12 protein-coding genes and 1 riboswitch are annotated in these 12,481 nt (G+C 68.3%); of the genes, 6 read left to right on the top strand and 6 right to left on the bottom strand.

Annotated elements, in window-relative coordinates:
* Positions 1–16: 16 nt before the first annotated feature.
* The 5 genes from AB0D12_RS12605 to AB0D12_RS12585 form a co-directional block, all read right to left on the bottom strand.
* Entirely contained in the window at positions 17–1,789 is a 1,773-nt protein-coding gene (locus tag AB0D12_RS12605; RefSeq protein ID WP_362680337.1) for an ABC transporter substrate-binding protein, read from the bottom strand.
* A 107-nt stretch (positions 1,790–1,896) separates the two neighbouring features.
* Positions 1,897–2,895, bottom strand: a complete 999-nt coding sequence (locus tag AB0D12_RS12600; protein WP_362680333.1) for an ABC transporter permease — start codon at positions 2,893–2,895, stop codon at positions 1,897–1,899.
* A 444-nt stretch (positions 2,896–3,339) separates the two neighbouring features.
* Positions 3,340–4,131 (bottom strand): enhanced serine sensitivity protein SseB C-terminal domain-containing protein, encoded by a 792-nt coding sequence (locus AB0D12_RS12595; protein WP_362680330.1) that lies wholly within the window; start codon positions 4,129–4,131, stop codon positions 3,340–3,342.
* A 124-nt stretch (positions 4,132–4,255) separates the two neighbouring features.
* Positions 4,256–5,026 (bottom strand): enhanced serine sensitivity protein SseB, encoded by a 771-nt coding sequence (locus tag AB0D12_RS12590; protein ID WP_362680327.1) that lies wholly within the window; start codon positions 5,024–5,026, stop codon positions 4,256–4,258.
* 138 nt (positions 5,027–5,164) lie between these two features.
* Positions 5,165–5,833 (bottom strand): AAA family ATPase, encoded by a 669-nt coding sequence (locus AB0D12_RS12585; RefSeq protein WP_362680324.1) that lies wholly within the window; start codon positions 5,831–5,833, stop codon positions 5,165–5,167.
* A gap of 182 nt (positions 5,834–6,015) precedes the next feature.
* A riboswitch (glycine riboswitch) is annotated at positions 6,016–6,113 on the top strand.
* A gap of 148 nt (positions 6,114–6,261) precedes the next feature.
* Here AB0D12_RS12585 and gcvT point away from each other — a divergent pair.
* The 5 genes from gcvT to AB0D12_RS12560 all read left to right on the top strand — a co-directional run bounded on the left by gcvT (position 6,262) and on the right by AB0D12_RS12560 (position 11,269).
* Positions 6,262–7,386, top strand: a complete 1,125-nt coding sequence (gene gcvT, locus AB0D12_RS12580) for a glycine cleavage system aminomethyltransferase GcvT (RefSeq protein WP_362680321.1) — start codon at positions 6,262–6,264, stop codon at positions 7,384–7,386.
* A gap of 58 nt (positions 7,387–7,444) precedes the next feature.
* The gene (gcvH, locus tag AB0D12_RS12575; protein WP_326652738.1) at positions 7,445–7,822 is read left to right on the top strand and encodes a glycine cleavage system protein GcvH; all 378 of its coding nucleotides are present in this window, start codon (positions 7,445–7,447) and stop codon (positions 7,820–7,822) included.
* Between the two features lie 23 nt (positions 7,823–7,845).
* Positions 7,846–9,108: a serine hydroxymethyltransferase gene (gene glyA / locus AB0D12_RS12570; protein WP_362680318.1), complete on the top strand. Its 1,263-nt coding sequence runs from the start codon at positions 7,846–7,848 to the stop codon at positions 9,106–9,108.
* 155 nt (positions 9,109–9,263) lie between these two features.
* Positions 9,264–10,631, top strand: coding sequence for an L-serine ammonia-lyase (locus tag AB0D12_RS12565; protein ID WP_362680316.1), 1,368 nt, complete (start codon positions 9,264–9,266; stop codon positions 10,629–10,631).
* Between the two features lie 245 nt (positions 10,632–10,876).
* Positions 10,877–11,269 (top strand): STAS domain-containing protein, encoded by a 393-nt coding sequence (locus tag AB0D12_RS12560; RefSeq protein ID WP_362680313.1) that lies wholly within the window; start codon positions 10,877–10,879, stop codon positions 11,267–11,269.
* A 139-nt stretch (positions 11,270–11,408) separates the two neighbouring features.
* On the opposite strand, the gene AB0D12_RS12555 is transcribed toward AB0D12_RS12560, so the two are convergent.
* Entirely contained in the window at positions 11,409–11,624 is a 216-nt protein-coding gene (locus AB0D12_RS12555; RefSeq protein WP_362680310.1) for an EF-hand domain-containing protein, read from the bottom strand.
* Between the two features lie 176 nt (positions 11,625–11,800).
* Here AB0D12_RS12555 and AB0D12_RS12550 point away from each other — a divergent pair, with 176 nt between their 5' ends.
* Positions 11,801–12,439 (top strand): GNAT family N-acetyltransferase, encoded by a 639-nt coding sequence (locus AB0D12_RS12550; protein ID WP_362680308.1) that lies wholly within the window; start codon positions 11,801–11,803, stop codon positions 12,437–12,439.
* Positions 12,440–12,481: the final 42 nt, after the last annotated feature.

Here is a 12,481-nt window from a genome sequence, read left to right as displayed (position 1 = left end):
GTGAACTGACTGGGATTTACTTGACGACGCCGAGCGAGGCGTAGTCGTAGCGGCCGTTGTAGGCGTCGGCCGTGTAGGCGTTGGTCAGACGGCTGCTGCGCCAGGTGATCGTCTTGTCGTAGACGAAGGGCAGGTAGACAGCGGCCTCGGAGACCTTCTGGTTCATCTGCTTGTAGATCTCGCCGGCCTTGGCCGGGTCGGTCTCGGCGATGGCCTGGTCGAAGAGCTTGTTGACCGCGGGGTCGTTCAGCTCGGAGAAGTTGTTGTTACCGCTCTGCAGGATGAACCGGCCGTCGACCAGCGGCTGCGAGAAGCCCTGGCCGGTCGGGAAGTCCGCGCCCCAGCCCATGATGATGATGCCGTAGCCCTTGTCCTTCACGACCTTCGGCGAACCGATGATGCCGGACGTCTGGGCACCGTCGAACTGGTCGACCTGGGCGTCGATGCCGACCTGCTTCAGCGCGTTCTGCAGCGAGACGGCCGTGGCGACCTCGACCGGCTTGTTGTTACGCACCGCGATGGTGGTCTTGAAGCCGTTCGGCTGGCCACAGGCCTTCAGCGCCGCCTTGGCCTTCGCGACGTTCGGCTTGCTGTCGTTCTTGAGGACCTCGTACGGGTCGTACGTGGGGTCCGAACCCTTGATGCCCGCGGGGAGCATGTTCGGAGCGACGTCGCCACCGGCCTGCGGGCCGCCACGGGCGGTCTGCAGCGACTTCTTGTCGGCGGCGTAGATGACTGCCTTGCGGCACTCGACGTTGTCGAACGGCTTGACCGTCTGCGGGAAGACCGCGTAGCGGATGAAGCCGGTCTGGCCGTTGTCGAGGTTGTCCTTGTGCTTGCGCAGAGCCGTGGTGCGGGCCGCCTGGCCGATGCCGGTCGCGTTGATGTCGATGTCGAAGTCACCCTTGAGCAGGCGCTTGTCCATGTCGTCCGCGTTGGTCATGAAGGTGACCGTGACCTTGTCCGGAAGCGCCTTGCGGATGGTGTCCGAGGCGGGCTTCCAGTTGGTGTTGCGGGACAGCGACATCGACTTGTTCGGCGCGTACGAGTCGATCTTGTACGGGCCGCTGGAGAAGGGCTTCAGGCCGTACTTGGAGGCGGTGTCCTTCTCCTTCTTCACCGGAGAGGCGGCCGGCATGGCGAGCATCTGCTCGAAGTCACCGTTCGGCTTCGGCAGCTTGAAGACGATGGTCTTCGCGTCCGGCGTCTCGATCGCCTTCAGGCCGAGCTTGTCCGCGGCCTTGTCCTTGTACGGACCCTTGTACTCGGTCTTCGGGTCGAGCACCTGCATCAGGTAGACCGGGCCGCCGGAGATGACGTCCTGGGCCCAGGTGCGCTCGATGCCGTACTTGATGTCCTGCGAAGTGATGGGCGTGCCGTCCTCCCAGGTCACGCCATCCTTCAGGGTGTACTTGTAGGTCTTGCCGCCGTCCGAGATCTCGGCCTTCGCGGTCGCGAGGTCCGGGACGAGCTCGGTGCTGGCCTGGCCCGGCGCCGCCTTGAAGCTGACGAGCTGACGGGTGTAGTAGCGGGCGAAGTCCCACATGAAGCCGTAGTAACCGCGCTGCGGGTCCCACGAGTCGGCGTCCTGCGTGCCGACGTATTTCAGCGTGCCGCCCTTGGTGTCGGACGCGTTGGCGACCTTGCCGATGCCGGCGTTGAAGCCGGGCGCACCGGCGCCGTCCTTCTTGTCGTCCTTGCCGCCACAGGCCGTGGTGGTCAGCAGGGCCGCGAGCACGACAGCCGTGCCTGCGGCAAGCCTGCGGTTCGACGTGCGATTGGTTGTCACGATGCTCGCAACCTCCGTAGTAGTCACGGCCCTCGAGGGTCGTGGTTCTGGGCTATTGCTCCTGACGGCTTCGGCAGGGGCGGTGTGTCCGCAGGGACGTGTGGGGGTCAGCGGGAACCCTTCGGGTCCAGCGCATCTCGTACGCCGTCGCCGAAGAGATTGAAGGCCAACACGGTGACGAAGATCGCCAGGCCCGGGATGATCATGAACAGCGGATCGTCCTCGTAGGTGCGCACGGCCGTCGAGAGCATCTCGCCCCACGACGGGGTGGGCGGCTTGACGCCAACGCCGAGGAAGCTCAGTGCGGCTTCCGTCAGGACGTTGGTGGGGATCATCAGCGTCGTGTAGACGGTGATCGGGGCCACCAGGTTGGGCAGCAGCTCCCGGAAGAGAATGTACGCACGTCCCGCACCGAGGCTGCGAGCCGCTTCGACGTATTCCCGCTCACGCAGCGAGAGCGTCTGCCCGCGCACGATCCGGCCGATGTACGGCCAGCCGAAGAAGCCGATCACCAGGACGAGGACCGCGATCCGCAGACCCGAACCGGAGAAGCCCCAGAGTTCGTTCGGGACGACAGAGATCAGGGCGATGATGAAGAGCAGCTGCGGGAAGGCCAGCAGCAGGTCCATCACCCGGCTGATCGCCGCGTCGATCCAGCCCCCGAAGTAGCCGGCGATGACACCGAAGACGGTGCCCAGGCTGACCGCGACGAAGGCGGAGAGGAAGGCGACGAGAAGCGAGATGCGCGCGCCGTAGACGACTCGGCTGAAAACGTCCCTGCCGTTGACCGGCTCAACTCCGAAAAGAAAGTCGGAATTGATGCCGCCCCAGTCACCGATCGGGGTGCCCAGCAGCGGGTCGATCGCATCCTCGTGGAGTTCCTCCGGCGGGTGGCCGAGCAGGCTCACGATCAGTGGAGCGAATATCGCGACCACGATCAGGAGGAGCACCACGAAACCGCCGACAAGTGCGACCTTGTCACGCTTCAACCGGATCCAGGCGATCTTCCAGGGCGACCGCCCCTCGATGGCCTTCTGCGGGACATCGGCGGCGACATCGACGGCAGCGGTTTCGGCCGCGCTCGTGTCGTGCAGTGGTGCCGTCATCGTGGTGGGGACCCCTCTCGGCCGGTGGTGACCGACCCATGCCCGCCGCTGTAGCGGCTTCGTTCACTCAGTGGTGCAGTTGTGTGTATTGCGAGGAATGCTTGAAGAAGCAGGTCGTACACAGGACCGAAGGGTCCTTGATGCGGGGAGTCTTCAACGCCGCTGCGATCACCCGCCAGCCCCCTCGGGGAATGGTTGCTCAAACGTGATGAGGCGAGGGGGTTTCCGTTATACGGACGGAGCCACCGACTGAGCGGAACGTCAAATACCGCATATGGGGCGAAAGTTGACCGATACACCGCCATGCGGACGTTAGCCGCTCTTCGATTGCAAGGCATTCGAAGCCTCGAGAGCGCACAATCCCACCCCGAACATCGGCGTGGGGCATGGAAATAGACAGGTCAGGCCGTCAGTTGTGCTGTTGCGGCCGGCTCAGTGGCCGGCTCAGTGGCCGACCGGCGGCGGATAGCCGTAGCCCCCGCCGGCCGGTGCGCCGCCGGCATGGGCATCGCGGTCGTAGAACGGGCGGGCGTTGGCCCGCAGCCACATCGTGACCGGGTCGTACTCGTCGGACATCGCGACGGTGGAGACCGGCAGCCCGTCCGGGACCGCGGCGATCGACTGCTGCATCATCGCGCGCACCGTGTCCACGGACTGCCTGCTCGTGTCGTACAGATCGAGACCGATGGCGAGATACGGAGCGCCGAGCGCGGGCTGCACCCACGCGCGGCGCAGCGAGCGGATCGCGGACGTGCGGTGGGCGTTCTGAGCGAGCAGGCCGTAGAAGTGCGGGAGCTCGATGGCCGGTTCGGACAGTCGCAGCGGTCCTGCGGGCATCCGGTCGAGGCCGGTGGCGATCCGGCGGAGATCGAGCCAGGGGATGCCGACGCCGCCGCCCGGCGCGTGCGGGTTGAGCCAGATGCCCCAGCGGTCCGGGTACAGCGAGCGGGCGATGTCACGGCCGCTGACCACCTCGTGGGCACGGTTCCAGCTGGAGACGGAGAGCTCCTGGGCGGAGGTGACGCACGGCGCGTAGCCGACGCCGTCGACCTCCATGTTCCCGTACTGGGCATCGGGCGATCCGGCCTGGCCGTGCCAGAGCAGCATCCAGATCTGGCCGTTCGACGGGTCTGCGATGGCGTGCAGCAGCGCCTCGTACGCGTCGTAGCGTCCGGGAGTCACCTGGCGCAGCATGTGCTCGACCTGCCCGGCCGCCGCGGTGCCTGACGCACTCACCCTGGGTTCCGCCCCTCTTCGATGCCTCTTCGATGCAGCAACAGCACAGCCGCCCCGGGCACACAAGTGCTGCGGTAAGGCCATCAAACCAGCTTAATCGGCAGTCCTGACACCGACTTGACGACTACACGTGCTGCCGTTCGTAGAAGGGCCGCACCCGCTCCAGCATCCATGCGCCGACAGGGTCCTGGGCAACATCCAGCAGTACGAGATTGACCGGCCAGCCCACCTGGACCCGGCCGAGTGCCCGGCCGAGCGCGTCCATCGGGGCATTGCGCTCGGCGGCCTCCCAGGAGGAGAGCTGGACACCGATGAAGAGGGTCGGCGGGTCGCCCTCGACGGAGGCGAGCGCACGGCGGGCGGTGAGGACGACACCGGAGGCCTCGAACTCCCCGGCCGCGGCGGCGAGGAAGTCGACCGGCTCCTCCTGCCAGTCGGGCTCGAAGAGCCGCACCCGGCCGCCGCTCGCGGGTCCGTCCAGCGGTGTACGTCCCACCCGGCACAGCTCGGCGACCGCGGGCGGTGGCAGCGGGGCGCCGACCGCACCACCGGGGTTCACGGCGATACCGAGCTGCGGAGGCAGCCCGCGGGCGAATTCCCGGGCGGGCGCGACGGTGAAGGAGATATGGCTGCCGACGCACTGCAGGTACTGCTGCTCGGAGCTGAAGACCGGGACATAGGGAGCGCCATCGATCTCCATCGTGGGCAGATCGAGATCGGGGCTGTCGGCTCCGCCGCCGTTGGGCAGCGGCACCCATATATGGCTGCGGCCGAGCACCTCGACGAGACGGCCCCCGGCGGAGGGGTTGCCGAGCGAGGCGGCGAGCACCTCTTCCAGCTCGTTACCCGGCCAGCCGAAAGCTGGATACGGATGGGCCTGCTCCGGTGTCTCCATGTGCGGTCCTTCTCCCCCGGGCTTCCACGGCTGCGCGCCACGACCCTAACGCCGCGGACCGACGGACATGAACCGGGGGCTCCGCCCCGGACCCCGCTCCTCAATCGCCGGAGGGACTGAACTTCAGCGCGCGCCGCCCTATGGCTTCTCGAAGCCGACCCGCCCCAGCACCCCTGCCGCGTCCCGGTCCAGCAGCACGGCCGAGGCGCAGCCCGCCGGCAGCCGGCCCGCCTCCGCGTCGCCGATCAGATGCCCGACCGCGCGCCGGTGCCGGGCGAAGGCGTACCCGGACACACCGCGGCCCCGCTCGCGCTGCCCCTGTCTGGCGACCTCGGGCGTGACGTCGAGCAGGACCAGATGGAGACCGCTCCCGCGGCGGCGCGCCTCGCGGGCCAGCCAGCGCCGCACCCAGGCCTGCGTACCGCAGTCATGGACGACGACACTCTCGCCGGAGCGCAGCGCCCGCCGCAGCCCGGCGTAGTGGGCGATCCGCACGAGCGGGCGGTACACGGCGTACGGCAGCAGCCGCGGCATCCGGGCGTCCCACCGGTCCCGGGTGTCCTGCGAGTCGATGCCGCGACTGCGCGCCGCGCGCCGGATCAACGTGGACTTTCCGCTGCCGGGCAGGCCGGAGACGACCACCACATCACCGGCGTCGAAGACCAGGCTGCGCGGACTGCGCCCCGAGCGGTCTCTCAGGTCGCGCAGTACGGCTGTGGGAGCCCCGAGTCGTTCCCGAGCGGAGCTCTCCGGCCGGGCGGGCACCCCCGCGGTCGTCGCGAAGACACCGGGCCGCTGCAACGTCATCACCCTCCCCCCATGTCGGGTCACCCTCACCCTTGCCCATGAAGTGTAAAGAGTTGGTAATGCGACACAACCTATTTGCAGCTGCGGGCCACTGCGGGCAGGCGCGGCCGCGTTCCGGACCGTACGCACCACTCTGCCGCGATGCGTGCAATGATGTGCGCGCCAACTGCATACCGGCCGCTTGAATCCACGCGGGAGAGTCCTGGCCACTGTGTGCGCCGGGCGCCGAAGGAGCAAGTCCCTCCCTTGAATCTCTCAGGCCCCGTACCGCGTGTGATGAGGCAGATCTGAAAAGCGAGCCGCTGTCGAGTGGCTCCACCCAAGGTGCAAGTCACGACCATCAATACGCGTGGTCGCGACGAACCTCTCAGGTTCCGATGACAGATGGGGAGGATTGTCCTCGCCGGCCTGCCCTGGGAGCCACATCTATGAGCAACGTCCCCCGTCTGACCGCCCTCGACGCCCTGCACCGCTCGCTGGGCGCGACCATGACCGACTTCGCGGGCTGGGACATGCCGCTGCGGTACGGCAGTGAGCGCGACGAGCACAACGCCGTACGCACCAAGGCCGGTCTCTTCGACCTCTCGCACATGGGCGAGATCACCGTCACCGGAGCGCGCGCCGCCGATCTCCTCGACTTCGCGCTGGTCGGCAACATCGGCGGAGTGGCCGTCGGCCGCGCCCGATACACCATGATCTGCCAGGAGGACGGCGGGATCCTCGACGACCTGATCGTCTACCGCCTCGGCGAGACGGAGTACATGGTCGTCGCCAACGCGGGCAACGCCCAGGTGGTGCTGGACGCGCTGACCGCCCGCGCCGAGGGCTACGACGCCGAGGTGCGGGACGACCGCGACGCGTACGCGCTCATCGCCGTCCAGGGCCCGGAGTCCCCCGGCATCCTCAAGTCGCTGACCGACGCCGACCTGGACGGCCTGAAGTACTACGCGGGCCTGCCCGGCACGGTCGCCGGCGTCCCGGCGCTGATCGCCCGTACCGGCTACACCGGCGAGGACGGCTTCGAGCTCTTCGTCGAGCCGCAGTACGCCGAGAAGCTCTGGCAGTCGCTGACCGAGGCGGGCGCGCCCGTCGGTCTCGTCCCGGCCGGTCTGTCCTGCCGCGACACGCTCCGCCTGGAGGCGGGCATGCCGCTGTACGGGCATGAGCTGACCACCGCGCTGACCCCGTTCGACGCGGGCCTCGGCCGGGTCGTGAAGTTCGAGAAGACCACGAACGACGGGCGTTTCGTCGGCCGCGAGGCACTCGAGGCCGCCGCCGCGCGCGCCGAGGCCAACCCGCCGCGCAAACTCGTCGGCCTGATCGCCGAGGGCCGCCGGGTCCCGCGCGCCGGCTTCTCCGTGGTCGCAGGCGGCCAGGTCATCGGCGTGGTCACCTCCGGTGCGCCCTCCCCGACCCTGGGCAAGCCGATCGCCATCGCGTACGTGGACGCGGCGCACGCCGCGCCGGGCCGCGAGGGCGTCGGCGTCGACATCCGCGGCACCCACGAGCCGTACGAGGTCGTCGCGCTGCCGTTCTACAAGCGCCAGAAGTGATCGTCCGCACCTTCACTCCGTTCACCAGCACTCCCCCGCGTACAGGAGAATTCAGGCCATGAGCAACCCCCAGCAGCTGCGCTTCAGCAAGGAGCACGAGTGGCTGTCGGCCGCCGAGGACGGCGTGTCGACGGTCGGCATCACGGAGCACGCGGCGAACGCGCTCGGCGATGTGGTGTACGTCCAGCTCCCCGAGGTCGGTGACACGGTGACCGCGGGCGAGACCTGCGGTGAGCTGGAGTCGACCAAGTCCGTAAGCGACCTGTACTCCCCGGTCAGCGGTGAGGTCACCGAGGCCAACGAGGACGTCGTCAATGACCCGTCGCTGGTGAACTCCGCCCCCTTCGAGGGCGGCTGGCTCTTCAAGGTGCGCGTCAGCGAGGAGCCGAAGGACCTGCTCTCCGCCGACGAGTACACCGAGTTCTCCGGCAACTGACCACGACCACGACAGGGATCGAGATGTCGCTTCTCAACGCCCCTCTCCACGAGCTGGACCCGGACGTCGCCGCCGCTGTCGACGCCGAGCTCCACCGCCAGCAGTCCACCCTCGAGATGATCGCCTCGGAGAACTTCGCTCCGGTCGCGGTCATGGAGGCGCAGGGCTCCGTCCTCACCAACAAGTACGCCGAGGGCTACCCGGGCCGCCGCTACTACGGCGGCTGCGAGCACGTCGATGTCGTCGAGCAGATCGCGATCGACCGCATCAAGGCGCTCTTCGGCGCCGAGCACGCCAACGTCCAGCCGCACTCGGGCGCCCAGGCGAACGCGGCCGCGATGTTCGCGCTGCTGAAGCCGGGCGACACGATCATGGGTCTGAACCTCGCCCACGGCGGGCACCTCACCCACGGCATGAAGATCAACTTCTCCGGCAAGCTGTACAACGTGGTCGCGTACCACGTGGACAACGAGACCGGCCAGGTCGACATGGCCGAGGTCGAGCGCCTCGCCAAGGAGTCCCGTCCGAAGCTGATCATCGCCGGCTGGTCCGCGTACCCGCGCCAGCTGGATTTCGCGGCCTTCCGTCGGATCGCGGACGAGGTCGGCGCGTACCTCATGGTCGACATGGCCCACTTCGCGGGCCTCGTCGCCGCCGGTCTGCACCCGAACCCGGTGCCGCACGCCCATGTCGTCACCACCACCACGCACAAGACCCTCGGCGGTCCGCGCGGCGGTGTGATCCTGTCGACGCAGGAGCTCGCCAAGAAGATCAACTCCGCGGTCTTCCCCGGCCAGCAGGGCGGTCCGCTGGAGCACGTCATCGCGGCGAAGGCGGTCTCCTTCAAGGTCGCGGCGACCGAGGAGTTCAAGGAGCGCCAGCAGCGCACGCTGAACGGCGCCCGTATCCTCGCCGAGCGTCTCGTCCAGGCCGATGTGACCGAGCACGGCGTCTCCGTCCTGTCCGGCGGTACGGATGTGCACCTGGTCCTGGTCGACCTGCGCAACTCCGAGCTGGACGGCCAGCAGGCCGAGGACCGCCTCCACGAGGTGGGCATCACGGTCAACCGCAACGCGATCCCGAACGACCCGCGGCCGCCGATGGTCACCTCGGGTCTGCGGATCGGCACCCCGGCGCTGGCCACCCGCGGTTTCCAGGACGAGGACTTCCGTGAGGTCGCCGACATCATCGCCGAGGCGCTGAAGCCGTCCTACGACACGGAGGCGCTGAGCGCCCGGGTCTCGGCCCTGGCCGCGAAGCACCCGCTTTACCCTGGCCTGAAGTAATTACGTACGCTTTTGCTCGAACCGACGGGGCACCGCGCACACTGGACTGTGCGTGCGGTGCCCCGCACCAGGTACCGCCTTGGTATCGCCCTCGCACCGCCCTCTGCACCACCTCGGCAGACAACGGCGTCTACCAACCCCTCTAGGAGTCTTCCGTGGCCATCTCGGTCTTCGACCTGTTCTCGATCGGCATAGGCCCGTCCAGCTCCCATACGGTCGGCCCGATGCGCGCGGCCGCCCTGTTCGCGCGGCGACTCAAGAACGAGGGCCTGATGGCCCACACCGCCGCCGTACGCGCCGAGCTCTTCGGTTCGCTGGGCGCGACCGGCCACGGCCACGGCACCCCGAAGGCCGTCCTGCTCGGCCTTGAGGGCAACTCTCCCCGTACCGTCGACGTCGAGACCGCGGACGCCCAGGTCGAGCGCATCCGCACCGGCCGCCGGATCAATCTGCTCGGTATGCACGAGATCGACTTCGACTTCGACAAGGATCTGATCCTGCACCGCCGCAAGGCGCTGCCGTACCACGCCAACGGGATGACGATCTTCGCGTACGACGCCCAGGGCGCACCCGTCCTGGAGAAGACGTACTACTCGGTGGGCGGCGGCTTCGTGGTCGACGAGGACGCCGTCGGCGAGGACCGGATCAAGCTCGACGACACCGTGCTGAAGTACCCGTTCCGCACCGGCGACGAGCTGCTTCGGCTGGCCCAGGAGACCGGTCTTTCGATCTCCGCGCTGATGCTGGAGAACGAGAAGGCCTGGCGCACCGAGGACGAGATCCGCGAGGGTCTGCTGGAAATCTGGCGGGTCATGCAGGCCTGCGTCTCGCGGGGTATGTCTCGCGAGGGCATCCTGCCCGGCGGCCTCAAGGTCCGCCGCCGCGCGGCCAACTCCGCCCGCCAGCTCCGCGCCGAGGGCGATGCGCTGGCCCGCTCCATGGAGTGGATCACGCTGTACGCGATGGCGGTGAACGAGGAGAACGCCGCGGGCGGCCGCGTTGTCACCGCACCCACCAACGGCGCCGCGGGCATCATCCCGGCCGTGCTGCACTACTACATGAACTTCGTGCCCGGCGCCGACGAGGACGGCGTGGTCCGCTTCCTGCTCGCCGCCGGCGCGATCGGCATGCTCTTCAAGGAGAACGCCTCGATTTCCGGCGCCGAGGTCGGCTGCCAGGGCGAGGTCGGCTCCGCCTGCTCGATGGCCGCGGGCGCGCTGGCCGAGGTGCTCGGCGGCACCCCCGAGCAGGTCGAGAACGCCGCCGAGATCGGTATGGAGCACAACCTCGGCCTGACCTGCGACCCTGTCGGCGGCCTGGTGCAGATCCCGTGCATCGAGCGCAATGGCATGGCGGCGGTCAAGGCCGTGACGGCGGCGAAGATGGCGATGCGCGGCGACGGCAGCCACAAGGTCTCGCTCGACAAGGTCATCAAGACCATGAAGGAAACCGGTGCGGACATGTCGGTGAAGTACAAGGAGACTGCGCGCGGCGGCCTCGCGGTGAACATCATCGAGTGCTGAGCCGCGGGCCGCCGAGGGCCGAACCGGCCGTCGAGGGCTGAGCCTCATCAGTTCTTGGTCGTCTCCACGGACCAAGAACGCCGCACGTCAAGGCAGTTCACACAGATTCACCCGCAAGTGTGAGTTTTCCGAGCTCCGAACGTTTCTTCTCCTCCGCAGGCCCCAATGTCCGCATTAATCTCACAGCCTGTTCACCTAAGCCCCCGGTGACCAGATCGGGCTCGACGCAGCAAGGAGACACCGTAATGTCCGAGGGGCTGACGTCCACGCCGTACGAGTTACTCGTCCCGCTCCCGGGACCGTACGGGCGGGTGTACCGGCGCCAGGAACGTACCGTCGTCGAGCTCCATGGCGAGATCGATATCGCCGCAGTCACGCTGATCGGCGCCTATCTCGATGTGGTCACCGCGGTGCGTGCCCACGAGGTGATCGTCGACCTGACGCATGTCGAGTTCTTCGACTGCTCCGGGCTGGCGCTGCTCTGCCGGGCCCGCCGGCGCACCACGGAGTTCGGCGGCCGGCTGTGGGTGGTCTGCTCCCGGCCCGCGACTCTGCGCGTTTTCAGAGCGGGCGGCGTGCTGGACGTGTTCCGTACGCTGCCGACGCTGGACGAGGCTCTGGCGGCGCAGGACGGATGAAATCCGGGCGGTCCCCGGCCGGGCCGGGGAGCCGCTCCGGTGCGTCAGACCTTGCACAGGCCTGACGAGGCCCTGTTCAGGCCCTGAGCAGCTCCGTTCAGGCCCTGAGCAGCTCCGTTCAGGCCCTGCTCAGTTCTGTTCAGGCCTTGTTGAGCGAGGCCCAGAATTCGTCGAAGGTCAGCTGACCGTCGCCATTGACGTCCTTCGTCTTGATCACTGCCTCGGCGACCGTCTCGGTGACATGGAAGTCGCCCAGCTGAGCCATCACGCTCTTGTACTCGCTCGCCGTGATCAGGCCGTCGCCGTCCAGGTCGTAGCGCTCGAACGCCCTGCGCGCCTCTTCGATGTCCGCCACTGCTTCCGCCCCTCCTTGGTGCATTACTGACGGGGTCAGATTAGCCGCCCGATTGAGCCCTCAGGGCAGCGGCCGGTCGTTCGAGGCGACGCCGGCTCTCCTCTCACCCTCGAGCACCCTGCGTACGTCCTCCAGGAAGAGCAGGTGGAGACTGAGGCAGAGGAGAGGGACACGAGATGAGCAAGGCACTGGCGGAGATCCTGGCCGCGGCGGCACGCGGGGAGTTCCCGCCGCCGGACGGATCCATCACCGTGATCGGGCAGCCGAGCGTCCGCGACGCCGGTGTGGTGGCGTTCACCGCGCACTCCGTGGTCTTCACCGACGAGGATCCACAGTGGGTACGGGCCGAGCTCGCCGCCACCGCCTCCGACCGGCTGGCCGCCGCGATGAACCCGGTGTTCCTGGCCACCATGCTGGTCCGTACCGGCCGCTCGATGCACACCATCGACCTGGTGACGGTCGCCGGGGCGCTGCCGGGCAGACCTGGGCTTGAGCTGCGCGAGATCGAGGACCCGGAGCACCCGCGGGTGGCACGCGCCCTGAAGTTCCGCGACGGGGTGCGGGTCTGGGCCGCGGACGGCGGGGTGCTGGTCCTCGGCCGGGGCGTCGCGGGCCGCTGGGAGGCCGCGATCGAGGTGGACGAGCAGGCGCGCGGCCGGGGCCTCGGCATGGAACTCGCTGTGGCGGCCCGCCACTTGGTGCCGGACTCGGTGGTGTGGGCCCAGCAGTCGCCGGGGAACGCCCGCAGCGTGCGGACGTTCCAGGCTGCGGGCTTCCGGCCGGTGGGCTCCGAAGCTCTGTTCGAGGCCGGATGAGCCGGATGAGCCGGGCGACAGAAAAGGCTTCAATTACCTTTC

This window comes from Streptomyces sp. NPDC048479, assembly GCF_040651435.1.
In the GTDB taxonomy this organism is placed as follows: domain Bacteria; phylum Actinomycetota; class Actinomycetes; order Streptomycetales; family Streptomycetaceae; genus Streptomyces.
The sequence above is the reverse complement of the archived record's forward strand: the minus strand, read 5'-3'. Positions and strand labels throughout refer to the sequence as shown.

What these genes read in the sequence shown, in the direction of transcription:
- AB0D12_RS12600 (WP_362680333.1), bottom strand. Translation starts at nt 2,895, where the DNA reads ATGACGGCACCACTGCACGACACGAGCGCGGCCGAAACCGCTGCCGTC.
- AB0D12_RS12590 (WP_362680327.1), bottom strand. Translation starts at nt 5,026, where the DNA reads ATGGAGACACCGGAGCAGGCCCATCCGTATCCAGCTTTCGGCTGGCCG.
- AB0D12_RS12585 (WP_362680324.1), bottom strand. Translation starts at nt 5,833, where the DNA reads ATGACGTTGCAGCGGCCCGGTGTCTTCGCGACGACCGCGGGGGTGCCC.
- gcvT (WP_362680321.1), top strand. Translation starts at nt 6,262, where the DNA reads ATGAGCAACGTCCCCCGTCTGACCGCCCTCGACGCCCTGCACCGCTCG.
- gcvH (WP_326652738.1), top strand. Translation starts at nt 7,445, where the DNA reads ATGAGCAACCCCCAGCAGCTGCGCTTCAGCAAGGAGCACGAGTGGCTG.
- glyA (WP_362680318.1), top strand. Translation starts at nt 7,846, where the DNA reads ATGTCGCTTCTCAACGCCCCTCTCCACGAGCTGGACCCGGACGTCGCC.
- AB0D12_RS12560 (WP_362680313.1), top strand. Translation starts at nt 10,877, where the DNA reads ATGTCCGAGGGGCTGACGTCCACGCCGTACGAGTTACTCGTCCCGCTC.
- AB0D12_RS12550 (WP_362680308.1), top strand. Translation starts at nt 11,801, where the DNA reads ATGAGCAAGGCACTGGCGGAGATCCTGGCCGCGGCGGCACGCGGGGAG.